The sequence below is a fragment of the Achromobacter sp. ACM05 genome (genome assembly GCF_019218915.1).
In the GTDB taxonomy this organism is placed as follows: Bacteria; Pseudomonadota; Gammaproteobacteria; order Burkholderiales; family Burkholderiaceae_B; genus Achromobacter; species Achromobacter animicus.
Genome location: NZ_JAHUWQ010000001.1, coordinates 2,005,584 through 2,029,594 on the forward strand (window position 1 = coordinate 2,005,584; position 24,011 = coordinate 2,029,594).

General features: G+C 68.4%; 23 protein-coding genes. 8 read left to right on the forward strand and 15 right to left on the reverse strand.

What is annotated here, in order from left to right; translation table 11 throughout:
* Window positions 1-15: 15 nt before the first annotated feature.
* On the reverse strand, window positions 16-1,677 hold the full coding sequence (locus tag KW836_RS09075) for an ATP-binding protein (RefSeq protein ID WP_254594934.1): 1,662 nt from the start codon (window positions 1,675-1,677) through the stop codon (window positions 16-18).
* Window positions 1,678-1,800: 123 nt separating this feature from the next.
* Between KW836_RS09075 and KW836_RS09080 the strand changes: the two genes are divergently transcribed.
* From KW836_RS09080 to KW836_RS09090, 3 genes are all read left to right on the forward strand, one after another.
* Window positions 1,801-2,322, forward strand: a complete 522-nt coding sequence (locus tag KW836_RS09080) for a sigma-70 family RNA polymerase sigma factor (RefSeq protein WP_175184463.1) — start codon at window positions 1,801-1,803, stop codon at window positions 2,320-2,322.
* Window positions 2,319-3,290 carry a FecR domain-containing protein gene (locus tag KW836_RS09085; RefSeq protein WP_218343040.1) on the forward strand — a complete coding sequence of 324 codons (972 nt, stop codon included), beginning with the start codon at window positions 2,319-2,321 and terminating at the stop codon, window positions 3,288-3,290. Before KW836_RS09080 ends, KW836_RS09085 begins: the two co-directional genes overlap by 4 nt.
* 95 nt (window positions 3,291-3,385) lie before the next feature.
* Window positions 3,386-5,848, forward strand: coding sequence for a TonB-dependent receptor (locus KW836_RS09090; protein ID WP_218343041.1), 2,463 nt, complete (start codon window positions 3,386-3,388; stop codon window positions 5,846-5,848).
* On the opposite strand, the gene KW836_RS09095 is transcribed toward KW836_RS09090, so the two are convergent.
* Genes KW836_RS09095 through acnA form a run of 3 tightly spaced genes read right to left on the reverse strand, consistent with a single transcriptional unit; the run spans window position 5,845 to window position 10,467 of the window.
* Window positions 5,845-6,894 (reverse strand): lactonase family protein, encoded by a 1,050-nt coding sequence (locus KW836_RS09095; RefSeq protein ID WP_175124411.1) that lies wholly within the window; start codon window positions 6,892-6,894, stop codon window positions 5,845-5,847. The genes KW836_RS09090 and KW836_RS09095 overlap by 4 nt on opposite strands.
* A gap of 49 nt (window positions 6,895-6,943) precedes the next feature.
* Entirely contained in the window at window positions 6,944-7,840 is an 897-nt protein-coding gene (locus tag KW836_RS09100) for a GntR family transcriptional regulator (RefSeq protein ID WP_218343042.1), read from the reverse strand.
* Window positions 7,837-10,467 carry an aconitate hydratase AcnA gene (acnA, locus tag KW836_RS09105; RefSeq protein WP_218343043.1) on the reverse strand — a complete coding sequence of 877 codons (2,631 nt, stop codon included), beginning with the start codon at window positions 10,465-10,467 and terminating at the stop codon, window positions 7,837-7,839. Before acnA ends, KW836_RS09100 begins: the two co-directional genes overlap by 4 nt.
* An 89-nt stretch (window positions 10,468-10,556) precedes the next feature.
* Between acnA and KW836_RS09110 the strand changes: the two genes are divergently transcribed.
* Window positions 10,557-11,540 carry a tripartite tricarboxylate transporter substrate binding protein gene (locus KW836_RS09110; protein ID WP_218343044.1) on the forward strand — a complete coding sequence of 328 codons (984 nt, stop codon included), beginning with the start codon at window positions 10,557-10,559 and terminating at the stop codon, window positions 11,538-11,540.
* 97 nt (window positions 11,541-11,637) lie between these two features.
* Here KW836_RS09110 and KW836_RS09115 read toward each other — a convergent pair whose 3' ends face one another.
* On the reverse strand, window positions 11,638-12,282 hold the full coding sequence (locus KW836_RS09115) for a 2OG-Fe(II) oxygenase (protein WP_175124414.1): 645 nt from the start codon (window positions 12,280-12,282) through the stop codon (window positions 11,638-11,640).
* Window positions 12,283-12,526: 244 nt separating this feature from the next.
* On the opposite strand from KW836_RS09115, the gene KW836_RS09120 reads away from it, so the two are divergent.
* On the forward strand, window positions 12,527-13,219 hold the full coding sequence (locus KW836_RS09120) for an HAD family phosphatase (RefSeq protein WP_175137684.1): 693 nt from the start codon (window positions 12,527-12,529) through the stop codon (window positions 13,217-13,219).
* A gap of 74 nt (window positions 13,220-13,293) precedes the next feature.
* Here the strand turns inward: KW836_RS09120 and KW836_RS09125 are convergent, their stop codons facing one another.
* Complete coding sequence (locus KW836_RS09125; protein WP_218343045.1) at window positions 13,294-14,076, reverse strand: SDR family oxidoreductase; 783 nt, start codon at window positions 14,074-14,076, stop codon at window positions 13,294-13,296.
* 166 nt (window positions 14,077-14,242) lie between these two features.
* Between KW836_RS09125 and KW836_RS09130 the strand changes: the two genes are divergently transcribed.
* Window positions 14,243-14,770 (forward strand): MgtC/SapB family protein, encoded by a 528-nt coding sequence (locus tag KW836_RS09130; protein ID WP_175124417.1) that lies wholly within the window; start codon window positions 14,243-14,245, stop codon window positions 14,768-14,770.
* A 59-nt stretch (window positions 14,771-14,829) separates the two neighbouring features.
* Here the strand turns inward: KW836_RS09130 and KW836_RS09135 are convergent, their stop codons facing one another.
* The 6 genes from KW836_RS09135 to KW836_RS09160 all read right to left on the reverse strand — a co-directional run bounded on the left by KW836_RS09135 (window position 14,830) and on the right by KW836_RS09160 (window position 19,449).
* Window positions 14,830-15,576, reverse strand: a complete 747-nt coding sequence (locus KW836_RS09135; protein WP_175137686.1) for an SDR family oxidoreductase — start codon at window positions 15,574-15,576, stop codon at window positions 14,830-14,832.
* A 55-nt stretch (window positions 15,577-15,631) separates the two neighbouring features.
* The gene (locus tag KW836_RS09140) at window positions 15,632-16,000 is read right to left on the reverse strand and encodes a cupin domain-containing protein (RefSeq protein WP_175137687.1); all 369 of its coding nucleotides are present in this window, start codon (window positions 15,998-16,000) and stop codon (window positions 15,632-15,634) included.
* Between the two features lie 100 nt (window positions 16,001-16,100).
* Complete coding sequence (locus KW836_RS09145; protein ID WP_175137688.1) at window positions 16,101-16,910, reverse strand: AraC family transcriptional regulator; 810 nt, start codon at window positions 16,908-16,910, stop codon at window positions 16,101-16,103.
* Window positions 16,911-16,925: 15 nt separating this feature from the next.
* The gene (locus tag KW836_RS09150; RefSeq protein WP_175124421.1) at window positions 16,926-17,318 is read right to left on the reverse strand and encodes a VOC family protein; all 393 of its coding nucleotides are present in this window, start codon (window positions 17,316-17,318) and stop codon (window positions 16,926-16,928) included.
* 60 nt (window positions 17,319-17,378) lie between these two features.
* Window positions 17,379-18,380: a formylglycine-generating enzyme family protein gene (locus tag KW836_RS09155; protein WP_175124422.1), complete on the reverse strand. Its 1,002-nt coding sequence runs from the start codon at window positions 18,378-18,380 to the stop codon at window positions 17,379-17,381.
* Between the two features lie 205 nt (window positions 18,381-18,585).
* Entirely contained in the window at window positions 18,586-19,449 is an 864-nt protein-coding gene (locus tag KW836_RS09160) for an AraC family transcriptional regulator (protein ID WP_175137690.1), read from the reverse strand.
* 143 nt (window positions 19,450-19,592) lie between these two features.
* Here KW836_RS09160 and KW836_RS09165 point away from each other — a divergent pair, with 143 nt between their 5' ends.
* Window positions 19,593-20,135 carry a carboxymuconolactone decarboxylase family protein gene (locus tag KW836_RS09165; protein WP_175137691.1) on the forward strand — a complete coding sequence of 181 codons (543 nt, stop codon included), beginning with the start codon at window positions 19,593-19,595 and terminating at the stop codon, window positions 20,133-20,135.
* 114 nt (window positions 20,136-20,249) lie between these two features.
* Here the strand turns inward: KW836_RS09165 and alkB are convergent, their stop codons facing one another.
* The 3 genes from alkB to KW836_RS09180 all read right to left on the reverse strand — a co-directional run bounded on the left by alkB (window position 20,250) and on the right by KW836_RS09180 (window position 23,307).
* Window positions 20,250-20,903 carry a DNA oxidative demethylase AlkB gene (gene alkB / locus KW836_RS09170; RefSeq protein ID WP_175137692.1) on the reverse strand — a complete coding sequence of 218 codons (654 nt, stop codon included), beginning with the start codon at window positions 20,901-20,903 and terminating at the stop codon, window positions 20,250-20,252.
* A 1-nt stretch (window position 20,904) separates the two neighbouring features.
* The gene (locus tag KW836_RS09175) at window positions 20,905-21,618 is read right to left on the reverse strand and encodes a 2OG-Fe(II) oxygenase (protein WP_218343046.1); all 714 of its coding nucleotides are present in this window, start codon (window positions 21,616-21,618) and stop codon (window positions 20,905-20,907) included.
* A gap of 147 nt (window positions 21,619-21,765) precedes the next feature.
* Window positions 21,766-23,307 carry a phospholipase D family protein gene (locus KW836_RS09180; RefSeq protein WP_218343047.1) on the reverse strand — a complete coding sequence of 514 codons (1,542 nt, stop codon included), beginning with the start codon at window positions 23,305-23,307 and terminating at the stop codon, window positions 21,766-21,768.
* A 118-nt stretch (window positions 23,308-23,425) separates the two neighbouring features.
* Here KW836_RS09180 and KW836_RS09185 point away from each other — a divergent pair, with 118 nt between their 5' ends.
* Entirely contained in the window at window positions 23,426-24,007 is a 582-nt protein-coding gene (locus KW836_RS09185; protein ID WP_175124426.1) for a helix-turn-helix domain-containing protein, read from the forward strand.
* Window positions 24,008-24,011: the final 4 nt, after the last annotated feature.

The window sequence follows — 24,011 nt, forward strand, 5'->3', positions numbered from 1 at the left end:
GCCCGGCCGCGTTTTTCAGCGCATCAGCGCATGCACCTGGCTTGCCAGATCTTCAAGGGTGAATGGCTTCAGCAACACGGGCGCACCCGTCGCCGGTGCGTTGTTCCCCTCGGCGGTTTCGCCGTAGCCCGTGATGAACAGCACTTTCATTTCCGGCCGCAATGTCTTGCCGGTCTCCGCCACCCGCCGCCCGTTCACGCCGCCCGGCAAGGCCAGGTCGCAGACCAATAGGTCGATCCGGGCCTGCGTGGTCAGGTGCTTGAGCGCGCTGGCGCCGTCCGTCGCTTCGATCACATCGAAGCCGATTTCCTTCAGCACTTCGGCGGTGATTTCGCGCACGGCCGGATCGTCCTCGGCCAGCAAAATCGTCCTGCCCTGCAAGACCCGCGACGGCGAGACCGATGCCGTGTCCGCGGCGACCTGGATGCGGGCCCCGCCATGGCGCGGAAAGTAGAGGTCGATATCCGTGCCCAGGTCCGGTTGCGAGCGCACCTGGATGTGACCGCCGGACTGACGGACAAAGTCGTGAACCAGCGCAAGTCCCAGGCCGGTGCCGCGCTCGGCCGGCTTGGTGGTGTAGAAGGGTTCGAACATGCGTCGCATCGTCTCGGGCGTCATGCCGCACCCCGTGTCGGACACGCGCAACCGCACGTGGTCGCCCGGTTCCAGATTGCGCTCGCGCGCGTCCTCGGCGCCCAGGGTCACGTTGGATGTCTCGATGCGCAGCGTGCCGCTCGCGTACAGGGCGTCGCGCGCATTCAGGCACAGATTCAGCAGCGCATTTTCAAGCTGGTGCGCGTCCACCCAGACCGGCCACAACCCGGCGGCGCAGTCCACGTCCAGCGTGATCGCCGCTCCGGCGCTGCGCGTGATCAGCGCCTCCATGTCGGCGATGACGTGGTTGATGTCCACCGCCGTGCGCTCAAGCGGGTGGCGGCGCGAAAAATTAAGCAGGCGGCGCGTCAGGATGGCCGCCTTGTCGGCGCCGCCTTTTGCCACCGCGATGTGACGGGCGAGGTCATCGGTCCGCCCCTGCGCAAGGCGCTGGGACAGAAAATCCAGACTGCCGGAGATTCCCGTCAGCAGATTGTTGAAGTCATGCGCGACGCCACCCGTCAACTGGCCGATGGCTTCCATCTTCTGGCTTTGGCGCAGGGCCTCTTCGGTCAGGCGCAGCGCGTCGGCCTGGGCCTTTTCGGCGCCGACCCGCGCGGTGGTTTCAATGACGGTGTCGATCATGCCGGCGACATTGCCGTTTTCATCGCGCACGGGGCTGTAGCAGAACGTGAAGTTGGCCATCTCGGCGCGGCCGTATCGGTGGACGACGAGTGGGTAATCCTCGATGAAGGTGGCCTCGCCGGCGTAGGCGCGTTCGGCGATCGGGCCGATCAGCGACCAGGCTTCGCGCCAGATCTCATCGAACGGGCAGCCCAGCGCGTCGGGCTTGGCGCCCAGGATGGGGACGAACGCGTCGTTGTAGATCGAGATGAGCTCGGGGCCCCAGACCAGGCAGGACGGAAACCGGGACGACAGCACCATGCTCGCGGCAATGCGCAACGAGGCGGGCCAGGAAGCGATGGGACCGAGCGGCGTGGCAGACCAGTCGTGGCGGCTGACTCGTGCGCCCATTTCCCCGCCGCTGGCAAGGAATAGAGGCTTGGACGGGTCGTTCTGCATGGCACTCGATAGGGTGGCGGGGTAGGTGACCGATTCTATCCCAGCACTCGGGCGCGCGTGCGCGGACAGGAGGCTCGTATAGAATAAGAACAATTCCTATTTGCACATATGCCGAGGTGCGCCTTGCCTGCGCCGCTATCCCCATCCGCCGACAACGTCACCCAGCTTTATCGCGAACACCACGGCTGGCTCTCGATGTGGCTGCGCAAGAAGCTGGGCAGTTCCTTCGACGCCGCGGACCTGGCGCACGACACCTTCGTGCGGCTGATGGCGGGCCGGCGCCGCGACGACACCGGCGCCGAGCCGCGCGCGCTGCTGACCCACATCGCCAAGGGCCTGGTGGCGGACCATTGGCGCCGCCGCGCGGTGGAAGACGCCTACCTGGCCGCCGTGGCGCACGTGCCCGAGGCCGAGGCCCCATCGCCCGAGGCGCGCGCCCTGATCCTGGAAACGCTGCACGCCATCGACGCCGCCCTGCGTTCGCTGCCCGCCCGCACGCGGGAAGTCTTTCTGCTGTCGCAGTTCGACGGCATGGCTTATGACGAGATCGCGCGCAAGCAGCGCGTGTCGCTGTCGACGGTCAAGCGCCATATGCAGGCCGCCTTTGCCGCGTGCCTGATCGCGTATCAGGCGGACGCGGCGTGAACGCGGTCATCGACCCCGCCATCCTCAACGAAGCGGCCGGCTGGCTGGTGCGTTTGCAGTCCGAGACACTCTCAGCGGCGGATCGCGCGGCGCTGGCGCGCTGGCGGGCGCGCAGCGCCGACCATGAAGCCGCCTGGCAACGCGCCGAGGCGATGCTGCGCGGGTTTGGCCAGGTGCCGCCGCGGATCGGCGGGCAAGCGCTGCGGCAGGCGGACCGCGCCGGACGCCGCCAGGCCGTGCGCGCGCTGGCGGGGCTGCTGGTGCTGGGTCCGGCGGCGTGGTTGGGCGTGCGCGAGCTGCCCTGGCGCGAATGGCGCGCGGACCTGCGCACGGCGACGGGCGAGCAGCGCCGCGTCGAACTGGCCGATGGCACGCAACTGGTGCTCAACACGGCCAGCGCCGTCGACGTCGACTACACCCCGACGCAACGCATGCTGTGGCTGCGCGCGGGCGAAATCCTGCTGACGACGGGACGCGATCCCGCGCCGGCGCCGCGCCCGTTCCTGGTGCAGACGACCCAGGGCGTCCTGCGCGCGCTGGGCACGCGCTTCATGGTCCGCGACGAGGGCGCCAGCGTCCGCGTGGCGGTGTACGAGGGCGCGGTCGAGGTCCGGCCCGCCCAAGCGGACGCCGGCGCCATGGTGCTGGAGGCGGGCGAGCAGACCGTCTTCACCGCGAACGGCGTCCGGACGCCGGGGCCGGCCGATGCTTTGGCGGCGTCGTGGGCGGACGGGATGCTGGCCGCGCGCAACTGGCGGCTGGCCGATCTGGTCGACGAGCTGGGACGCTACCGCCACGGCGTGCTGCGTTGCGATCCCGCGGTGGCTGACCTGCGCGTGTCGGGGGCGTTTCCGTTGAACGACATCGAAGCCAGCCTGCGCCTGCTGCAAAAGACCCTGCCGGTTCGCGTCAGCCGCGTGACTCCGTGGTGGACGACGGTTGCGCCGCGCGCCGCTGTTACAAATTAATCGCCGATCGGCTGACACTTTTTTCCGCTTCGTCCGGTGTACCGGGTGAACCGCCGCGACATGCGCGTTACCCCAACCCCACGAAGGATCGTTACATGGTTTCCCGACTCTCCCGATCGCCCCGCCTGCCGCGCGGCCTTGCCGTCCTGTCGCCCGCGGCGTCGCTGGTCCGGGCCGCCGGCCTGGGGCTGGCGCTGCTTGCGGCCTCGGGAATGCCGGCGGCCACGTTCGCGGCCGAGACAGCCAGCGCCGCGCCGCGCAAGTCCTATGCCATCGCGCCTGGACCGCTTGGCGACGTGCTGGCGCAGTTCGCCGCCAGTGCGGGCGTGCCGCTGTCGTTCGATCCCGCGTTGGTCGCGGGCCAGCGCAGCGACGGTCTGCAGGGCGCCTACACGGTGCGAGAGGGGTTCGCCCGCCTGCTGTCCGGATCGGGCTACGCGCTGGCCGAACAGGGCGGCGGCGCCTATTCGCTGCGCAGGCTGCCGGTGGCCGCCGGCGAGACCACGGTGCTGCCCGCGGTCACCGTCGATGGAGCGGGCATCAGCCCCTCCGCGCTGCCGGCGGAATTTGCCGGCGGCCAGGTGGCGCGCGGCGCGCGGATGGGCCTGTTGGGCAACCGCGACGTGATGGACACGCCGTTCAATGTCACCAGCTACACGTCGGAATTGCTGGCGAACCGTCAGGCCGTGACGCTGGCCGACGCGCTGACGGTGGAGCCGTCCGTGCGCTTTACCGGCCAGATCGGCGGCGTGACCGATTCGTTCTACATCCGCGGCTTTCCCATCGGCGAAGGCAACCTCGGCGAAATCGCCTTTGACGGCGTCTATGGCGTGGCGCCCAACTACCACGTCTTCACCGACTACATCGAGCGCGTGGAAGTGCTGAAGGGGCCGGCGGCGCTGCTGTACGGCATGTCGCCCAACAGCGGCGTGGGCGGCGTCATCAACATGGTGCCCAAGCGCTCGCTGCCCGAGGACCTGACCCGCGTGTCGGCCGACTACGTCGGCGACTCGCAATTCGGCGCGCGAGTCGACCTGAGCCGCCGGTTTGGCGACGCGGGGGAATGGGGTGTGCGGGTCAACGGCATGCAGCGGCAGGGCGACACGCCCCTGGACAACATGAGTTCGCGCACGACCATCGGCGCGCTGTCGCTGGATTACCAGGGCGAACGGCTGCGCGCCTCGCTGGATCTGCTGACGCAGCACGAGAAGATCGACGCGCCGACGCGACCGTTTCTGGTGGCGCCGGGCATTGCCGTGCCGCGTGCCCCGGATGGCCGCCGCAACGCCACGCAACCGTGGGGCTGGTGGAAGTCCGACGGCCAGTCGGCGCTGCTGCGCGTGGAATACGACATCAGCGACCGCCTGACGGTGTTCGCGGACGCGGGCGGCTCGGACACCAGCGTGTCGCGCCTGTCGGACCAGACGCCCACCATCGTGAACGAGGCCGGCGACACCGTGGTGACGCCCAACAACTTCCGCTTTCAGGTCAACCGCAGCACCTACAACGCCGGGCTGCGCGCCAAGCTGGACACGGGGCCCGTGCGCCACGCGATCAGCTTCATGGGCAGCCTTTACAGCGACCGCAATCTGCAGGCCAGCGTGAACGGCACCCCGCTCACGTCCAACATCTACCACCCGATCACGCGCCCGGAGCAGCACATTCCCGCGCCGGCCAACGTGCCCAAGGTGTCGTCGTCGGATCTGTCCGGCCTGGCGCTGGCCGATACGCTCAGCATCCTGGACGAGCGCGCGCAATTGACGCTGGGCCTGCGCCACCAGCGCATCGAATCGCGCAACTTCAACGGCGCCACGGGTGTGCGGACGGTCAGCTACGACGAAAGCGCGACCACGCCGCTGGCCGGGCTGGTCATCAAGCCCTGGCACAACGTTTCGTTCTACGCCAACTACATCGAGGGGCTGAGCAAGGGCGACGTGGCGCCCGCCACCGCCACCAACGCGGGAGAGGTCTTCAAGCCGTACAAGGCCAAGCAGAAGGAAGTGGGCGTCAAGGTGGAGCTGGACAACGCGATGGTGACGCTGAGCGCCTTCGAGATCACCAAGCCCAGCGGGCAGCTCACGAACGGCGTGTATGCGGCCGATAGCGAGCAACGCAACCGCGGGCTGGAATTGAATGTGTCCGGCGAACCGATGCGCGGCGTGCGCCTGTTGGGCGGCGTGACCTTCCTGGATGGGGAGCTGACGCGCACCAACAGCGCGGCCACGCAGGGCAACCGGCCCGTGGGCGTGCCCACCGTCGCCGTCAACCTGGGCGCCGAGTGGGACACGCCGTGGGTGACGGGGCTGACCTTGACGGGCGGCATGGTCTACACCGGACGCGAATACATCAACCAGGCCAACACGCAGTCGGTGCCGTCGTGGACGACGTTCGACCTGGGCGCGCGCTATGCGCTCAAGGTCCAAGGCCGGGACGTCACGCTGCGCGCCAACGTCGTCAACGTGTTCAACCGCGCCTATTGGTCCGGCGTGGCCTCGTACGGCACGATCTCACAAGGCGTGCCGCGCACCCTCATGCTGTCGGCGTCGATGGACTTCTAAGCGCCGGCAAACACCATGCACACCGGGCTGCCGACGGACAGCGCGTAGCCGTCGTGCGCCAGCATGCCGCTGGCCGGATCGACACGAAACCGCTGCAGCGTGTCGCTGTCTTCGTTCAGCGCGAAGACAAACCGGCCGTCGGGCGACAGCGTGAAAAAGCGCGGTGTCTTGCCGTGCGTGCGGGCATGCTGCACGGTGGTCAGTCGACCGGTGGATGCGTCCACGCGAAACACCGCAATGCTGTCGTCACCCCGATTCGACGCATACAGGTGCCGGCCATCGGCGTCCAGCGCAATGCCGGCGGCGCGGCTGTTGCCGGTATAGGTGTCGGGCAGGGTGGACAGCACCTGGAAGGGACGCAGCGCGCCTGCTTCCACGGCATAGGCCGTGACCGTGTTGTCCAACTCGTTGACGACGTACAGCCATTTCCCTGATGGATGAAAGACCGCATGGCGTGGGCCCGCGCCCTCGCGCGACGTCGCAACGCTGGCAGGCTGCGCGCCGATCCCATGCGCGTCGGCGGGATACAGGAACACCCGGTCCAGCCCCTTGTCCGGCACCGCTACATACTTGCCCGACGGGTCGAGCACGTTGAAATGCGGCTTGGAAAATGGCTGCTCCTTGCGGTGCGGCCCCGGTTCGCCGGCCAGCGGCACCGTCTGCGACACGGCTTGCAGCGCGCCGTCCGCCGCTACGGGCAGCACCGCCAGCGTGCCGGTCAGATGGTTGGACACCATCAGATAGCGGGCCGACGGCCCCAGCGCCAGATGGACGGGATTGCGGCCCTGGCAGTCCTGCGTATGCCAGGGCGTCAGCGTGCCGTCATGCGCATCGCGGCGCAGCGCGCTGACCTCGCTGCTGTCGCCGTGCACGGTGTACAGGATCGGCAGCGACGGATGCGGCAGCAGATACGACGGATTGTGCAGACCCCCCACGACCTGCTTGAGCGTCAGCGTTCCCGTCTCGGGCGCGTAGTCGAACACGCTGATGCCCTCGCCGCGGGCATTGCGTTCCCGGGTGGTCCGGGAACCGATATAGACATGCATGGCGCGAGCCTCTTTTTGCCAGTTGAAAACGGCCGCGCCACGCGCGGCCCTACGAAGTCAGGATGCCGCTGATGCGGGCCAGGTTGTCGAGCGTGCTGCGCAGGTGGGCCGAAAGCGCCTCGGCCGCCTCGTCGTTGCGTTCGCGTTCCAGCAGGTCCAGGATGGCCAGGTGCTGGTCGCAATGCTGCTGGTAGCGGCTGCGGTCCTGCATCGAGCGGTAGGACAGCAGGCGGCGTACGCGATTGACGCGTTTGATCGTGTCGATGAAGAACGGATTGCCGGAGGCTTCCACCAGCGATTCATGAAAGCGCACGCCGCGATCGTGGAGCTGGTCTGCGGTGTCGGTGGCGATGCCGCCGTTCAGCAGGTGCATTTCCGCGGCGCGGCAGCGCGCCAGCACGGATTTTTCGATGCGAAAGCCGGGCTCGCGCAGCGCCGCCGGCTCCAGCGCCAACCGCAGCCGGTAGGACTGCAGCAGGCTGTCGGGCGTCGTCATCATGGACGAGAATTCCCAGCCGTATCCGGGCCGGCGCTGCGCCCAGCCCTCTTGCGAAATGCGGCCCAGCAGCGCCTGCGTTTGCGCATTGGTCAGCGCGTAGCGCGTGCGCAGCTGCGCTTCGCTGCACTGCATCGGCAGTTCGCCGCGCAGCAGTTCGTCGGCAAGCGCAAAGTACGTCTGCGTGACGATGTCGTCCGCCGATGGGGGCGTGATGTCGGCGGGGGCGTCGCCCGCGACATCGAAGTCGCGCAGCAGGAAGTACCCGCGGTTGGGCTTGCGCGCCACCACACCGTGCTGCTCCAAAATACCCAGCGCATCGTTGACCGGCGAGCGCGACAGCCGCAGGCGGTCGGCGATCTTCTGCGCGCGCAGGTGCGCGCCCTCCTGCAGACGGTCTTCCTTGATGAGGTCCAGGATCTTCGTGACGGTATTGGTTTGCGCGCTCATGGGTGGCGGACGGCCGATGAAATGGTGTCCGACAGGATAGCGGGAATGACGCCGCCCATCTGCAACAGCCGGATCTCCAGCCGGGTCTCAACCGCCGCGGTGGCGGTCAGCGCCTCGATCCGGCCATCGGCGCGCAGGACGCGCACGGGAATGGCGGCGCGGGGCGCCAGCGCGGCGGCCTCGACGTCGATCTCGATCCGGTCGCCCGGCTGCAGCCGCAGCGTCGCGGGTGTCACCCCGTCGGGCAGGCGCAGCGGCAGGATGCCCATGCCGATCAGGTTGGACCGGTGGATGCGTTCGAAGCTGACCGCCAGCACCGCGCGGATGCCCAAGAGCCGCTGGCCCTTGGCCGCCCAGTCGCGCGACGAGCCTGTGCCGAAGCGCGCGCCCGCCACCAGCACGACGGGCTGCGACGCCTTCGCGTAATGCGCGGCGGCGTCCCAGATGGGTTCCAGCCGGCCGCTGGGTGCGTGCAGGGTGTGGCCGACGGGGGCGGAGGGACAGAGCAGGTTGGTCAGGCTCTTGCTGTAGAACGCGGCGCGCATCATGACTTCCCAGTTGCCGCGGCGCGATGCGAATACGTTCAGGTCGTTGCGGTCGTCGCCGCGTTCGACCAGGAAGTCCGCGATCAGGCTGTCGGGCGGGATGGCGCTGGCGGGCGACAGGTGGTCGGTCGTGACGTCGTCGCCCACGACGAGCAGTGGATGCGCGGTGTAGCGGCCCAGTTGACTGCCGGCCTCGGTGCTGGCAAAGGGCGGGCGGCGCAGCGCGGTGGACGCAGCGTCCCACGGAAACCGCGCCGACGCGGGCGATTGCAGGGCCTGCCAGGCCGGGTTCGCGCTGGCGATCTTGAACGCGGCGCGATAGTCGTCGGGACGCTGCCCTGCGGCCAGCGCGGCGTCGATCTCGGCTTCCGTCGGCCATAGCTCGGACAGGTGAACCGCGCGCCCGTCGGGCGTCACCTGGACCGGCTCGCGGCTCAGGTCTCTTTCCGCGTCGCCGGCCAGCGCAAAGGCGATGACCAGCGGCGGCGACATCAGAAAGCCCAGGTCCAGATCCGGATGGATCCGGCCCGTGAAATTGCGGTTGCCGGACAGCACCGCCACCGGGTGGATGGCGCCGTCGGCCAGCGCCTCCCGCACGACGGGCGGCAGCGGACCGGAGTTGCCGATGCAGGTGGTGCACCCGTAGCCGACGATGTCAAAGCCCACGGCGGCCAGGTCTTCCAGCAGACCGGCGCGCGCCAGGTATTCGGCGGCGGCGGGGGAGCCGGGGCCGAGTGACGTCTTGACCCAGTGCGGCGGCCGTAGCCCGGCCCCGCGGGCCTTGCGGGCCAGCAGCCCGGCGGCCGTCAACAGGCGCGGATCGGACGTGTTGGTGCAACTGGTGATCGCGGCAATGGCGATGGCGTGGCGGGGCAGGGCGGACGGCGCGCGCGGCGTGAAATCCAGCGCCGCAAGAATTTCGCGCGTCTGCCCGTAGGGATGCAGATCCTGCGGACGCTTGGGACCGGCCACGTGCATCTGCACGGCATCCAGCGCGATGTCGACCACACGGGTGTAGCGGGGCTCGGCATCGGGGTCCAGCGCGATGCCGGTGCAACGCGCGTAGGCCTCCACACGCGCGATCTGATCGTCGGCGCGGCCGGTCTGGCGCAGGTAGGCCAGCGTTTCGCCGTCGATCGGGAAGTAGCCCGTGGTCGCGCCGTATTCGGGCGCCATGTTGGCGACAACGCAGCGGCTGCCGGCGGGCAGCGTGGCCACGCCGGGCCCGAAGAATTCAACGAACTCGCCGGACACGTGGATGACGCGCAGGCGCTGGGTGACGGTCAAGGCCAGGTCCGTGGCCGTGACGCCGGGCTGGAGCGCGCCGGTCAGCCGCACGCCGATCACGTCGGGAATGCGCAGCATCGTGGGCATGCCGAACATGACCGTCTGCGCTTCCAGTCCGCCCACGCCCCAGCCCAGCACGCCGATGCCGTTGATCATCGGCGTGTGGCTGTCGGTGCCGATCATCATGTCGGGATAGAGGGCGGTGCCGTCGGGGCCTGGCTGCTGGCAGACCACCGTGGCCAGTTGCTCCAGGTTGATGGTGTGCATGATGCCGGTGCCCGGCGGGTGGATGCGCACGTTCGACAGGGCCTTGGAGGCCCAGCGCAGAAAGCGGTAGCGCTCGGCATTGCGCCGCAGTTCGAGGTCCAGGTTGGCTTGCGCGGCATCGCTGCGCGCATAGGCTTCGACGGCCAGCGAATGGTCCACCGACACGTCCACCGGCAGCATGGGGTTCAGGACCGCCGGGTCAACGCCGGCCTCGGCCAGCGCGTCGCGCATTGCGGCAATGTCGACCAGAGCGGGCGTGCTGGTGGTGTCGTGCATCAGCACGCGGCCCGGTTGAAAGGCGATTTCGGATTCGCTGGTGCCGTGCGCCAGCCAGCCGAACAGCGCGGCGACGGCGGCGTCGCGTTCGGCGCCCTGCATGTTGCGCAGCGCGTTCTCCAGCAACAGGCGCAGCACGACCGGCAGCCGGAAGTAGTCCGCGCCGTATTCAGCCGGCAGGTCCAGGCAGCTGTACGAGGCGCCATTCAGCGTGAAGTGTGCGCGACGGAGCGGGGCATTGGTGTTTTCCATAGCTGCCAGTTTTGCATATTGACTGCATAAAATGCAATTAAGGACAAACCCGGCCGCGCATTGACGCTATGGCCCCATAGGAGACAGACATGCCCCCCATCCGTACCCTGGCCGCCGCCGCGGCCCTGGCGCTCGCCGCCTCGACCCCTCTGCAGGCCGCCGACTTGCCAGCCAACCGCCCGATCACCCTGATCGTGCCCTTTGCCGCGGGCGGGGGCGTGGACGGTATGGGCCGGCTGCTGGCCGAGCGCCTGCGCAGCGAACTGCCTCAGGGCGTGGTCGTGGAGAACAAGCCGGGCGCCAGCGGCATGCTGGGCGCGACGGCGGTGGTGCGTTCCGCGCCTGACGGCGCCACGCTGCTACTGGGATCGGCCGGCGAGACCGCCATCAACCCGCTCGTCTTCAAGAGCAAGATGCAGTACCAGCCGGAGAAGGACCTGGCGCCTGTCGCGCTGATCGCCCGTGTGCCGAACGTGCTGGTCGCCAATCCCAAGCTGCCGGTGGCCAACGTCGAGCAACTGGTGGCCTATGGCCGCGCCCATCCCGACAAGCTGACGTACGCGACCAGCGGCGTGGGCAACCCGCAGCACCTGAACGGCGAGCTGTTGCAGTCGCTGGCGGGCATCAAGATGGTGCATGTGCCGTACAAGGGCGCCGCGGCGCAACTGGTGGACGTGGCGGCGGGCAGCGTGGACCTCACGTTCGTCAGCCTGGCGGGCGCCTTGCCGTTCATCAAGAGCGGCAAGGTCAAGCCGCTGGCGGTCACGTCCGCCAAGCGCGCGTCGTTCGCGCCGGACATCCCTGCGTTGGCCGAATACGCGCCGCTCAAGGACTATGCGTTGGAAAACTGGTTTGGTGTCTTCGTGCCGGCCAGCACGCCGCCGGAGGTGCAGCAGAAGCTGGCGGCCGCCATCGACCGCAGCCTGAAGGACGAGAAATTCGTGGCCAGCATCCGTGAACTGGGCGGCGAAGTGCAGCCGATGAGCCAGGACGAGTTCCGCGCGTTCATCAAGGCGCAGACGGCGGTGTTTGCCAAGGTCGTGGCCGACGGCAACATCACGGCGGAAAACTGAAAGCGGGTTGTGCGGGCTGGTGGGGCGCCACGTGGGTCAGCTCCTGGGTCAGCTCTTGGGAGGCCGTTCGCGAAGACGTGCACAGCGCTACTGCCCGTTACGGCGCGTCGTGCAGCATCAGGTCAAGGCCCACGCGTTCGCCGCTGCGCACCCGGCTGACGGCCTGGCGCTCCGTGACGCGGTAGACGCCCTGCGAGCCCGATACGGGCCGGTGCGACGTCGCGATCACCACCCCATCGCCCAGGCCCAACGGCAGCACCATCGGGCGCGACTGCATGCGCGGACGCTGCTCGGTCATGACAAGTTCGCCGCCCGTGAAATCCACGCCGGGCTCGGACAGCAGCACGATCAGCCGCAGCGGAAACACGCAGGCGCCGTCGGCATGCTGCAGCAGCGGCTGGTAGCCGGGTGCGTCCAGGCGCTGGATCGCGGAAAGGCTGCGCGATTGTCCTGAAAGGCGGTTCTGCTGGAGGTAGGCGGGCAGATCGTCCGGGTAGGAGACATCCACGTCCAGTGCGCTTGCCCAGGCGCGCGCCACCGGCAGCAGGCGCGCGTAGAGATCGGTGCGCAGGCTGGCCAGCGGCGCCGGCAGGGGATCGGGCAGGCCTTGCAGCGCTGCCAGCGCGCGTGCGTCAGCCGGCGCATAGAGCGCGGGCAGCAGCGCCCAGCCCTGCGCGTCCAGGTCCTGCGCGATGCGTATCCAGTCGTATTCGCCGAGCGGGCGGGAGGCGGGCGTGGTCATGGTCCGGGGCGCGTCATGGAAGGGATCGGGGTCTTGGGCGTGGTCATGTTCATGTGCATCGTCTTGCGCGGGGCAATCGTCCTGGCGGCCAGGCGTTACCCGCCGCCGGCACGAATCCACAGCTTAGCCAGTCCGGCGCGCCCGGGCACTCCGCCGCTTGCTGTCCGCTGGGCCGCACCAGCCGGCGGTCAGTTGCCGTGCAGTATGCTTACCGGCTTCATCGACACTCCCCCCGCTGCCCGCAATGACTGATTTTCCCTTTGACGCCGTGCTGTTCGACTGCGACGGTGTCCTGGTCGATTCCGAACCCATCACCAGCCGCGTGCTGACCGAGATGCTCAATGAATTGGGCTGGGGCATCACGCACGCCGAGACAATGCAGATCTTTACCGGGAAGGCGGTCAAGGACGAACTGCCGCTGATCGAGGCGCGCACCGGCGCCACGATCGATCAGGCATGGTTCGACCAGTTCCGCCAACGCCGCAACGACGCGCTGGACCGCGATCTCGTCGAGATCCCCGGGGCGCCCGACGCCGTGCGCGCCTTGCACGAAGCGCTGGATGGGCGCATCGCCGTGGCATCGGGCGCGGACCGACGCAAGGTCGAGCTGCAACTGGCCAAGGTGGGCATCGCCGACTGCTTCGATGGGCGCGTCTTCAGCGGCCACGAGATGCCGCGCAGCAAGCCGTTTCCGGACGTGTACCTGGCGGCCGCGCAGGCGCTGGGCGTGGACCCGAAGCGTTGCGCAATCGTCGAGGACACGGTCACCGGCGCAACAGCAGGCGTGGCCGCCGGCGCCACCGTATTCGGCTACAGCCCCGGCGAACTCGGCCACAGCGGCGCGCAGGCGCTGCGCAACGTGGGCGTGTCGCACGTGTTCACCGATATGCGCGAGTTGCCGGCGCTGCTGGCGGGCTGGCGGGCGCAAGCTGCCTGAGGCGCTGGCGCGCGATTGCCGATCGATGTGCCGGCAGGCGGCGGGCGCCTGACGCGCATCCGCCGCGCCGGGCATCAACGCCCGTGCGTGGCGTACTGTTCGCCGCCATCCAGGTCGATCACGGTTCCGCTCAGATAACCCGCGCGCGGCGAGGCGCCGAAGACGATCATGTCGGCCACCTCGCCCGGCTCCATCAGCCGCCCGAACGGTAGATCCGACAGTGTTTCCTGCCAGCGCGATTCATCGCCCCAGCGCGCCTGCGCGCGTTGCCGCGCCAGCGTCAGCACGCGATCGGTGCGCGTGCGCGACGGATTGACGCCGAACACCCGCACCCCGTGGCGCGGCGATTCGCCGCCCAGCGCTCGCGTGAATGCAATGAGGGAGGCGTTGGCCGCCGCGCCGCAGATGTAATCGGCGCGCGGCGCCGAGCCCGCCATGCCGATGATGTTGGCAATGACGCCCGACCCCGCGTCGCGCATCGCCGGATAGTAGTGGCGCGCCATGCTGATGTAGCCGTGCACCTTCAACTCCCAGCCCGCGCGCCAGCGTTCGTCCTGAACCTGATCCAGCGCGCCGCCCGGCACGGCGCCGGCATTGTTCACCAGGATGTCGACGGGCCCCGTTTCCTTGCACAGGCGCTCGGCCGCGCCGGGTTGCGCCAGATCCAGCGTCACCGCGCCGGCCTGCCGCCCCGTCTGCTCGCGGATTGCCGCCGTGGCGTCATGCAGCGCGGCATCGTCACGCGCAACCAGTACCGGCTCGGCGCCTTCCCGCGCAAACGCGATGGCGCACGCCAGGCCGATGCCCTTGGAGGCGCCCGTGATGAGGACGCGTTTACCCGCCAGCTGCAAATCCATGTAGCGCTCCTGTCGATGCGCGCCGGTCGGCGCGGCCTTGCAGACGTTGTAAACCGGATGCGCGGCGCTGTGGGATCCAGGGCAGAATTTTTGAAGACGCGAAGGTGCGCCGCGTCCGCGCGCCGCCTGCTATGCTCGGTTTCTCCTCGGATCCAAGGACTCGTCGATGTCGCAAATCTGGCTGGAAATCTGGACTGCAGTGCGTACTGAATTTGCCGATATTCCCGATGTGGCGGAGGCAACACGCATTGTGCTGCGCTTAAGCATGGCCGTCCTGCTGGGCGGCCTGTTGGGTTACGAACGGGAACGCAGAGGCAAGGATGCCGGGCTGCGCACGCACATGCTGGTGGCGCTGGGCGCGGCCATCTTCGTGCTGGTGCCGTTGCAGGGCGGCATGGAAGTCGGAGACCTGAGCCGCGTGCTGCAAGGCGTGATCGCGGGCATCGGCTTTCTGGGGGCGGGCGCCATCATCAAGCTGGGCGCCGAGCGCGAAATCCATGGCCTCACCACATCGGCCAGCATCTGGATGACCGCCGCCATTGGCGTGGCCGCCGGCATGGGCCGCGAGGCCACCGCCGTGGTCAGCACCCTGATGGCGCTGTTTGTGCTGGCCGTGCTGCGGCGCGTCGAGGCGCGCATTTCCGCAAGCCAGGAAAAGCGCGTGATCTCGACGGATGACAAGGGATCGCCGTAGACACCGGAAGCGGATCCGCCCGGCGCAGTCTTGCCGGGCCGCCCGCTAATTGCCGCCCGCTAATTGCCGCCCGATACCTCGATGAACGAGCCGCTGGTATAGCCGGCCTCGTCCGAAAACAGCCACATCACCGCCCCGGCCACTTCTTCCACGGTGCCGCCGCGGCGCAGCGGGATGACGCTTTTCAGCCGGTCGACGCGGCCCGGCTCGCCGCCGCTGGCGTGCATCTCGGTGTAGATCGTGCCGGGGCGCACGCCGTTCACGCGGATGCCTTCGGGAGCGACTTCCTTGGACAGCCCGATGGTCAGCGTGTCCATCGCGCCCTTGGACGCGGCGTAGTCCACGTATTCGTTGGGCGATCCCAGCCGCGCCGCGGCCGATGACACATTGACGATGGCGCCGCCCTGGCCGCCGTGGCGCGGCGACATCCGCCGCACGGCTTCGCGTGCGCACAGGAATGCGCCGACCACGTTGGTGGACAACACCCGGTGCAGCCGGGCGGCATCCATGTCCTCGACGCGCATCTGCTTTTCCAGGATGCCGGCGTTGTTGACCAGCGCGTGGATGCGACCCAGGCGCTCGTCCAGCGTGCGGAACATGCGCAGCACCTGGTCCTCCTGGGCGACATCCGCCTGAATCGCGACGGCCTTGCCGCCGTCTCGGGTGATCTCGTCCACGACCGCCTCTGCGGCATCGGCATTGGCGTGGTAATTGACGCCGACCGCGTACCCGCGGCGGGCGGCCAGCTTGGCGATGGCAGCCCCGATGCCGCGGCTGCCGCCGGTGACAAGCATGACTTTGGACATGGTTTCCTCCTGTGGTGGCATCACTGTTGGGCCACACGTTAGCAAACGCGGCCGATCAGATCCATACGTCGTTGGGCGCACGGCGCGGCCCGCCTTCGTCGCCGGTGTTCGCGACGCCGCGCGGCTCGATCAGCATGAGCTGCACTTCCTGCGGCGCACAGGGCTTGTGCTCCACGCCCTTGGGGATCACGGTCATTTCACCGGGACCCAGCGCGATCTCGCCGTCACGCAGCGCGATCCGCAGATGGCCCGCGATGACGATGAACGTCTCGTCCGTGTCGGCGTGCGAATGCCAGACAAAATCGCCTTTCAGCTTGACGAGCTTGAACTGGTAGTCGTTCATCTCGGCAATGACCTTGGGCATCCAGTGGTCGTGGATCAGGGCCAGCTTGGCGGCCAGATTGATGGAAGCAGGGAGGGACATGGCGGGCTCATGGGGATGGAAAGCCCCACGATACGGCGGCGCCGGGCGCGCCGTCTTGTACGATCGAGCAGCTTTTTCCGTTGCGCGCCGGGGCCGCGCGTCAGCCGTTCAGCATCCGCCGCCAGCGGTCGGGCGCCATGCCATAGGCCTGCACATGGCGGCGCGTAAGGTGACTTTGATCGGTGAAGCCTGCGTCGGCGGCAGCCTGCGCCAGCGGCGTGCCCACCGCGATCAGCCGGCGCGCCAGGTCCAGGCGCCGCAGCATCACGTAGCGGTATGGGCTGGTGCCGAACAGCGCGCGGAAATCGCGCGACAGGCTCCAGCGATCCGTGCCCGCCGCGCGCGCCAGGTCGTCCAGCAGAATCGGCTGGTCCAACGATGCATGGATGAACTGCCGGGCGCGTTCGGCCGCGGCGTAATCGGGCGCGCGCCGGCCGGTTCTGCGGCCCGCGGCGGCGCACAGCGCGTGCGCCAGTTCAAACAGCGCGTCGTCTTCCTGCAGCGGATCGATGTCCTGGCCCGTGGCCTGGAGCAGCGCGCCGCTGGCCGCGTACAGCCGCGGATCGGCGCTGATGCCGTCGCGGATGAACGGCAGCGGCCGGCCGCCCAGGATCTGCTGGATCAGCGCCGGCTCCACGTAGATCATCCGGTAATGAAAGCCCGCGTCGGTGCCGGCCTGGCCGTCATGCGCTTCGTCGGGATGCAGCACGATGGTGCCGCCCGGCAGGCTGTGCTGCATGCCGCGCCGGTAATGAAAACTTTGCACGCCGGCCAGGGTGCGGCCGATGGCGTAGGTGTCGTGGCGGTGCATGTCGTAGCCATGCCCGCCGAAGTACGCCTCGATGCGCTCCACGCGGCTGGACGGCGCGGCACGCCGGATCCAGTCCTTGCGGGTCGCATCGAAGGCCATGAGCAGACCCCGCGGCTACGCCGGCTGCTTTAACTGGACCAGCACGAACTCGTTGCCGTACAGGTCGATGAAGTGGGCGTACGCGGCGGTCTCTTCCTGTACGGGCTCGCGCGTGAAGCGCACGCCCTTGGCCGAGAAGTGCGCGTGATCGCGCAGCACGTCGTCCGTGTAGAACACGCCGACGGGCTGGCCGCCCGTCTGGTCGCCCACGCGATCGCGCTGGGCCTGCGTCTGGGCCTGCAGCAGCCACATGCCCACCGAGGGCTGATCGTGCAGACGCAGATGCACATAGCGCTGCTGGCCGACAGGCATGTCGACAGACACCTCCATCCCGAGCTTGTCCCGGTAGAAGGCGATGGCGGTGTCGTAGTCGTTCACCAGCAGGACGAGACGGCCCAGCGTGTGCATATCAGGACTCTCTTCAAATGGATCGTGCGGCCATGCTAACCCACCAGGAAGTCTTTGACCTCAGTCGGCGGCGTCGGCCTCGCGCAGCAGGCGCACGCCGACCAGCGGATAGCGCGTTTCCTGCGTGTTCCAGTTGCGGTACGACGAGCGCGTGTACAGCGCCCACGTATGCCACGAGCCGCCGCGCCGCACGCGCACGTTGCCGGCTTCCGGACCCTGCGGATCATCAGTCGGGGAGTGGGCGTAGTAGTCCTCGCCGTACCAGTCCGCGACCCATTCCCATGCGTTGCCGTGCATGTCGTACAGGCCGAACGCATTGGGCGCGTAGCTGGCGACCGGGGCGGTGAAGGTGTTGCCGTCGTGGCGCGGCGAGGCAAAGGCCTGCCACTTCGGCCACAACGGGCTGGCGTCGGCATCGAAACCGTTGCCCACGTCAGGCATCGCGGCCGGGTCGTCGCCGTTCTGGTAGCGCGTGCGCGTGCCGGCCCGGCAGGCGTATTCCCATTCGGCTTCGGTGGGCAAGCGGTACACGCGGCCTTCCGTCCTGGTCAGCCATTGCGCCAGCGCCTGCGCGTCGTTCCAGCTGATGTTCACCACCGGGTGATCGTCGCCCTGCACAAATCCCGGGTTGCGCCAGGAATACCGTCGGTCGCGGCCTTCGAAGGCGTCGCCCGACGCGGACGTTTCCGGATCGTACGCGGCGTTGTAGCCGTAGCCGCCGGTGCCGTCGGCTTCGGACTCCGGCACGTAGCCGGACGCTTCGATGAAGCGCCGGAACTGGCCCACGGTGACTTCCGTGCGCTCCAGGTAGAACGGCCGCGTGATGCGAACGGCGTGCACCGGCGCTTCGTCAAAGAGCTGGGCGTAGCGGTCAGGCGGATAGTGCGGATACGCGGCGGCCAGCGTGTCGGCCCCTTCGTCGCTGCCCATCTGGAATGTGCCCGCCGGGACACGCACGAAGGTCATACCCAGCGAATTTTCGACGATGTCGGGCGGCGTGGCCGCCTGGACGGACGCGCAGGTCAGGGTGCAGAGCAGGGCGAAGGCAGTGCGGGTACGCATGGCAGTCCGACGGGTTAGGCCTGAGGGGTGCGCAATAGTAGGTCCGCTGCGCGGCCGCCGCCAGACATGGTGAACCCTCATGTTGGACGGACGCGTCGCGGAAAGCCGGTCCGCCGGAGCGCCGGATCGCCGGAGCTTCGGACCGCCGGACCGCCGGACCGCCCGCTGGCGGACCCCAAAGGCTGCATCGTCGACTGCCGCCCGCTCAGTTTTCCGCCGCCCGCGCATCCAGCCATTGCCGCGGTGATGCGCCCAGCTTCTGGCTGAAGATGCGCGACAGGGCCGACGCGTTCGCGTAGCCCAGCTCGGCGGCGATCGTCTTGACGGCGATGCCTTCCCGCAAGCGCGACTGCGCCAGCGTCAGGCGCCAGTCGGCCAGGTAGTCCGCCGGCGGCTGGCCGACCACGTGCTTGAACGCGGCGGCAAAGGCGCTGCGCGACATGCCCGCACGGCCGGCCAGCGCTGCCAGCGTCCAGGCCGCGCCGGGCTGCTCGTGCATGGCGACCAGCGCGCGCGCCAGGCGCGGCTCGGCAAGACCCGTCATCAACCCGATCTGTATGCCGGCCTCGGCAGGATGGTCGATCAGCCAGCGCAACAGCTGGATCAACACCACCTCAAACAGGCGGTCCGCCAGCAGCCGCTGTCCGCATCGCACCTGTTCGGTTTCGGCGAACAGCAACGCCAGCGCCTGCGCCAGTCCGTCAACACGCGCCAGCGGCAGCGCGATCAGCGGCGGCAGCGCGCGCACCAGCGGATGGTGGTCGCCGCCTTCGAAGTGCAGCGTGGCGCAGGTGAAATCCGAGCCGTCCTCGGGCGGGTTGTGGAATTCATGGTGCACCGGGCGTGCGTAGAACAGCAGCGTCGGCTCGGCTACGCGCAGCCGGCGGGGCAGACCGCTGCCGGCCCGGTGCGCGACCTCCATGTCGCCGCGTCGCAGCACGTGCAGGAAGGCGCGCCCGGGTTCGGGCGCGAACCGGTTCAGACCGCACAGCGGGCCGGCATGGAACAGGTGCGCCCGCACGCGGAACCGGTCGAGCAGGGCGGACAGACGGTCGAGCGAGGGTGTCATGGCGTCTTGGACGAATAGATATGAATCGTGGACGTTAGGTGCCCAATATTACTCCCGGCCCGCCCATACTGGCGCAAAGGCAGCAGGAAACCAGCCGGCGCCTTTCCCTTAACGATTGAATCAACTCACTGAAAGGAAACATCATGTCCCGCGTTCAACTCATCGACTCCTCCGTTGCTCCCGCTGCCAGCAAGGCGCTGCTTGACCAGATCCACGGCGCGTTCGGCGCGACCCCCAACATGTTCCGCGCAGTCGCGAACTCGCCCGCCGCCCTGAAAAGCATGTGGGGTGCGTTCGGCGCCCTCGGCGGCGGCGTGCTGCCCCCGCAACTGACGGAAAAGATCGCCGTCGCCGTCGCCGACCGCAACCGCTGCGAATACTGCCTGGCCGCGCACACCGCGCTGGGCCGCAAGGCTGGCGCCACTGCCGAACAGATGGCTGCGGCCCAGGCCGGCCACGCCGACGATCCGCAGACGGCCGCGGCGCTGGATTTCGCGCTGAAGCTAGTGCGCCAGCACGGCCAGGTGGCCGACACCGACGTGGCGGCGGTGCGCGCGGCCGGCTTCAATGACGAGCAGATCGTCGAGATCCTGGCGCATGTGGCGTTGAACCTGTTCACCAACTACGTGAACGTGGCGTTCGACGTGCCGGTGGATTTCCCGCGTGTGCAGTTGCGCGCGGCGTGAGCGATCCGGGGCCAACCTGGGCAACCCAGGCGGCCTTCGCAACGCGCGGCCCGCGCTGTCCCCACGGCCCGGGCCACCGGGTTCCACAGGGGCGCCGGCAGCGGCCGCGCGCCCCTATCCCGCCTTGCGTATCGTGAAGTTGATGCGCTGGCTTCCCAGCCGCGGATGCGGCAGGTCCTTCAGCGGCATCACGCCGTGAAACCGCAGGCGGTCCACGCCTCCCCACACGACGACGTCACCGTGAAACAGCGGCACCCGCGCCGCGCGGTCCGCGCGGTCGTCTCCCCCGAACAGAAACATCGCCGGCATGCCCAGCGACACCGACACGATGGGCGCGTTGAAATCGCGCTCGTTGCGGTCCTGGTGCAGCGACAGACGCGAGCCGGGTTCGTAGCGGTTGACCAGGCACGCATCGGGCGCAAAATCCGGAAAGCCGGCTTCCCGCGCCGCGTCCTGCGCCAACTGCCTGAAGGCCTGCGGCATCGCCGGCCAGGGCTGTCCGGACACGGGGTCGATGCGGCTGTAGCGATAGCCGCGGGCGTCCGTCGTCCACCCCAAGTCGCCGCAGTTGGTCAGCGCCACCGACATCGTGTACCCGCCCGGCGTCTCCATGTGCCGGAACGGCGCCTGCGCGGTTACGTCGTCCACGCCGGCCAGCAGCGCGTCAACGGTTGGCAGCGCAAAGCCGCGCAACACCACGGATTGCGGGCCGATGGTCACGCGGCCATGCTGGGCGGGATCGTCGCCGCCAAATAGGTCCAGGGTCATGTCACACCGCGTCGTGAAAAATGATGCCCAGCGTGTGGCGGCGCCCCGACCGCAGCTCGCTCACGCCGTGGCGCATGGCCACCTTGCGCCATCCGCGCACGCCGGGAACCGGGCGCTGGTTCACCGTGAAGATCAGCGCATCTCCTTGCTTCAGGGGCAGCACGTCGGCGCGCTGCTCTCGGCTGCCGGTTTCCGTCATGACGAATTCACCGCCCGTGAAGTCCACGTCCGGCGTGGACAACAGCACCGCCACCTGCAACGGAAACACGTGTTCGCCGTACAGGTCCTGGTGCAGGCAGTTGTAGTCGCCCGGCCCGTACTGCAGGATCAATGGCGTCGGCCGGCGCTGGCCGGCCGCGTGGCACCGCGCAAGAAAATCCGCGTGATCTGCGGGGTACTGCACGCCGATGCCCATCTGCCGGTTCCATCGGTTGGCGATGGGCGCCAGCTGGGTATAAAGCGCGCCGCGCAGGCGGGCAAGCAGGTCAGGCAAGGGATAGCGGAAATACTTGTACTCGCCACGCCCGAATCCGTGACGCGCCATCACGATACGGCTTCGGTAGCGATCATCGTGGTCGTAGGCGTCCGACAGCGCGATGCATTGCGCAGGCGTCAGCAAGGCGGGCAGGACAGCGTTGCCGTGCGCGTCGAGGTCGGCAACGGCGCGGTTCCAGTCCTGCTGCGCGAGCAGGGCGTCGGCGGGCGTGGTGGTCATGGTCGTTGAATGGAGAACTACTGCGGCAAATTTACGGCGGCAGATTCACTGCGGAAAATCGCTGCGTCCAGTCTACGCCTTGCGAAATAAACGGCCACTCCGCTTGTTGCGGATTGCGGTAGACCGGGTCGCGTTTGACTTCCACCCCTACAACAACGGCTCCAGCGGCAACAGCGACGCCACCCACACGGTCGCGCGTTGCAAGATGCTGGCGCCGGGCTCGCGGTCATGGCGCACCGTGTGACCGTCGCGATCTTCCAGCCAGTAGAGCTTGCCCATCTCATCCAGCATGACGCGGTAGGCGGTGCGGGGCAGTTCTTCCTCGAAGGCGTCTTCGATGCCACGCGCCAGCGCCGGGCTGTCGATCACGAATCCCAGCTCGGTGTTCAATCTCGCCGAGCGCGGATCGAAATTGAACGACCCGACGAAAACGCGCTCGCCATCCACCGCGAAGGTCTTGGCGTGCAGGCTGGAGCCCGAACTGCCGAAGGGACCCATGCTCTTGTTGCGCTCGACGCCTTGCACCGCGCGCTTCATTTCGTAGAGCTCGACGCCGGCGGCCAGCAAGTCCTTGCGGCGCTTGGCGTAGCCCGAATGCACCACCGCCACGTCGGTGGCTTCCAGCGCGTTGGTCAGCACCCGGACCTTGACGCCATTGCGCGCCATCTTGGCAAACGCCTGCGTGCCGGCGGCGGTGGGCACGAAGTAAGGCGACACCAGCAGCAGTTCCTTTGCTGGCTCGCCCACGATCTCGTGCAGTTGGTGCGGCAGCATCGCCTCGGGCGGCGCGGTGCCCAGCGTCTTGCCCGGATCGTCGCTGACCATTTGGGTGCTCGCCCAGATCAGGGGCAGTTCGCCGCCAAGCAACTGCCGGATGAAGGGCAGGTCGCGCATCGCCTGCGCATAGGCTGCGGCCTCGGGCGACTGTTCGACCGCGGCCGCGTCCGCCTCCAGTTCTTCCAGTTCGTTGGACGCGGCCTTCCGGACGATGCCTTCCACCGGATAGGCGGAATCGCTGCGCCAGTAGCGGTCGAAGTCGCCCGACACGTCGCTGACGGCGGCGCCGATGGCCAGCACGTCCATGTCCCTGAACAGCACGCCGTCGGTGGCGCCAAAGTACTCGTCGCCGATGTTGCGGCCGCCCACGATGGTGGCCTGGTTGTCGGCGGTGAATGACTTGTTGTGCATCCGGCGGTTCAGCCGGTTGAAGTCCGTCAGGTAACCAAGCGGCTTGGGCCAGCGCAGCGTGAAAGGGTTATAGAGCCGCACCTCGATGTTCGGATGCCCGTCCAGCGCGGACAGCGTCCGGTCCAGTCCCGACGTGCCGTTGTCGTCCAGCAGCAGACGCACGCGAACGCCGCGGTCGGCGGCCTCGTGCAGCGCCTCGAACAGCATGATGCCCGTCATGTCGTCGTGCCAGATGTAGTACTGCACGTCCAGACTGCGTTCGGCCGCACGCGCCAGCATCATGCGCGCGGCAAAGGCGTCCAGGGGATCGGCGAGGGCGTGGATGCCGGACTTGCCGGGATGCGCGGCGGCCAGTGGGGCGATCGCCCGGCCCAGCGGCGTTGCGCCGGCTTCCTCATCGGTAAGTCCCTGCGACACGCTGCGCTTGTCCAGCGAGGGAAGGGAACAACCGGAGGTCAACGCGCAAAAGATGGTCATGTAGAGGTGTTTGCCCAAGTGCATGACCGCTATTGTGCCGAATCCGGCGCGGGTCGCTCGTAGTGTCCGGCGGGCGAACGGATTGCGCATCGGGGAAACCACGCGGTCGACATGTTTTCATATATGGAATAAATTCCCGGATATGGAACAACCACACACCGCCGCCGCCGCCGATGCCGGGCTGGACCTTCGTCTGGCCGCCCGGCTAAAAACACTGCGCCAGGACCGGGGCTGGTCGCTGGACGATCTGGCCGGCCGCGCCGGCATCAGCCGCGCCACGCTCTCCCGCCTTGAAAATGGCGAGGTCAGTCCCACCGCCAGCGTGCTGGGCAAGCTTTGCGCCGCCCATGGCATGACGATGTCGCGCCTCATGCTGATGGTCGAAGACGACTTTGCCGCCCATGTGCCCCAGGCCGCGCAGGCGGTGTGGGTGGATGACAGCGTGGGTTTCCGCCGCCGCTCGGTGTCGCCGCCGTCGCAGCGCCTGGCGGGCGAGGTGCTGGCCTGCGAACTGGCCGCCGACGCCCGCATTAGTTATGACCAATCGCCACGGCCCGGCCTTGAACACCATCTGCTGATGCTGGACGGCGAGCTGTCCGTCACGGCCGACGGCCACACGCATCGCCTGCTGCCGGGCGACTGCCTGCGCTACCAGCTATTCGGCGCCAGCGCCTTCGTCACCCCGCCGCACAGCGGCGCCCGCTACCTGCTTTTCATCGTCTGAGCCT

What these genes read in the sequence shown, in the direction of transcription:
- KW836_RS09075 (WP_254594934.1), bottom strand. Translation starts at nt 1,677, where the DNA reads ATGCAGAACGACCCGTCCAAGCCTCTATTCCTTGCCAGCGGCGGGGAA.
- KW836_RS09090 (WP_218343041.1), top strand. Translation starts at nt 3,386, where the DNA reads ATGGTTTCCCGACTCTCCCGATCGCCCCGCCTGCCGCGCGGCCTTGCC.
- KW836_RS09095 (WP_175124411.1), bottom strand. Translation starts at nt 6,894, where the DNA reads ATGCATGTCTATATCGGTTCCCGGACCACCCGGGAACGCAATGCCCGC.
- KW836_RS09100 (WP_218343042.1), bottom strand. Translation starts at nt 7,840, where the DNA reads ATGAGCGCGCAAACCAATACCGTCACGAAGATCCTGGACCTCATCAAG.
- acnA (WP_218343043.1), bottom strand. Translation starts at nt 10,467, where the DNA reads ATGGAAAACACCAATGCCCCGCTCCGTCGCGCACACTTCACGCTGAAT.
- KW836_RS09110 (WP_218343044.1), top strand. Translation starts at nt 10,557, where the DNA reads ATGCCCCCCATCCGTACCCTGGCCGCCGCCGCGGCCCTGGCGCTCGCC.
- KW836_RS09115 (WP_175124414.1), bottom strand. Translation starts at nt 12,282, where the DNA reads ATGACCACGCCCGCCTCCCGCCCGCTCGGCGAATACGACTGGATACGC.
- KW836_RS09120 (WP_175137684.1), top strand. Translation starts at nt 12,527, where the DNA reads ATGACTGATTTTCCCTTTGACGCCGTGCTGTTCGACTGCGACGGTGTC.
- KW836_RS09125 (WP_218343045.1), bottom strand. Translation starts at nt 14,076, where the DNA reads ATGGATTTGCAGCTGGCGGGTAAACGCGTCCTCATCACGGGCGCCTCC.
- KW836_RS09130 (WP_175124417.1), top strand. Translation starts at nt 14,243, where the DNA reads ATGTCGCAAATCTGGCTGGAAATCTGGACTGCAGTGCGTACTGAATTT.
- KW836_RS09135 (WP_175137686.1), bottom strand. Translation starts at nt 15,576, where the DNA reads ATGTCCAAAGTCATGCTTGTCACCGGCGGCAGCCGCGGCATCGGGGCT.
- KW836_RS09140 (WP_175137687.1), bottom strand. Translation starts at nt 16,000, where the DNA reads ATGTCCCTCCCTGCTTCCATCAATCTGGCCGCCAAGCTGGCCCTGATC.
- KW836_RS09145 (WP_175137688.1), bottom strand. Translation starts at nt 16,910, where the DNA reads ATGGCCTTCGATGCGACCCGCAAGGACTGGATCCGGCGTGCCGCGCCG.
- KW836_RS09150 (WP_175124421.1), bottom strand. Translation starts at nt 17,318, where the DNA reads ATGCACACGCTGGGCCGTCTCGTCCTGCTGGTGAACGACTACGACACC.
- KW836_RS09155 (WP_175124422.1), bottom strand. Translation starts at nt 18,380, where the DNA reads ATGCGTACCCGCACTGCCTTCGCCCTGCTCTGCACCCTGACCTGCGCG.
- KW836_RS09160 (WP_175137690.1), bottom strand. Translation starts at nt 19,449, where the DNA reads ATGACACCCTCGCTCGACCGTCTGTCCGCCCTGCTCGACCGGTTCCGC.
- KW836_RS09165 (WP_175137691.1), top strand. Translation starts at nt 19,593, where the DNA reads ATGTCCCGCGTTCAACTCATCGACTCCTCCGTTGCTCCCGCTGCCAGC.
- alkB (WP_175137692.1), bottom strand. Translation starts at nt 20,903, where the DNA reads ATGACCCTGGACCTATTTGGCGGCGACGATCCCGCCCAGCATGGCCGC.
- KW836_RS09175 (WP_218343046.1), bottom strand. Translation starts at nt 21,618, where the DNA reads ATGACCACCACGCCCGCCGACGCCCTGCTCGCGCAGCAGGACTGGAAC.
- KW836_RS09180 (WP_218343047.1), bottom strand. Translation starts at nt 23,307, where the DNA reads ATGCACTTGGGCAAACACCTCTACATGACCATCTTTTGCGCGTTGACC.
- KW836_RS09185 (WP_175124426.1), top strand. Translation starts at nt 23,426, where the DNA reads ATGGAACAACCACACACCGCCGCCGCCGCCGATGCCGGGCTGGACCTT.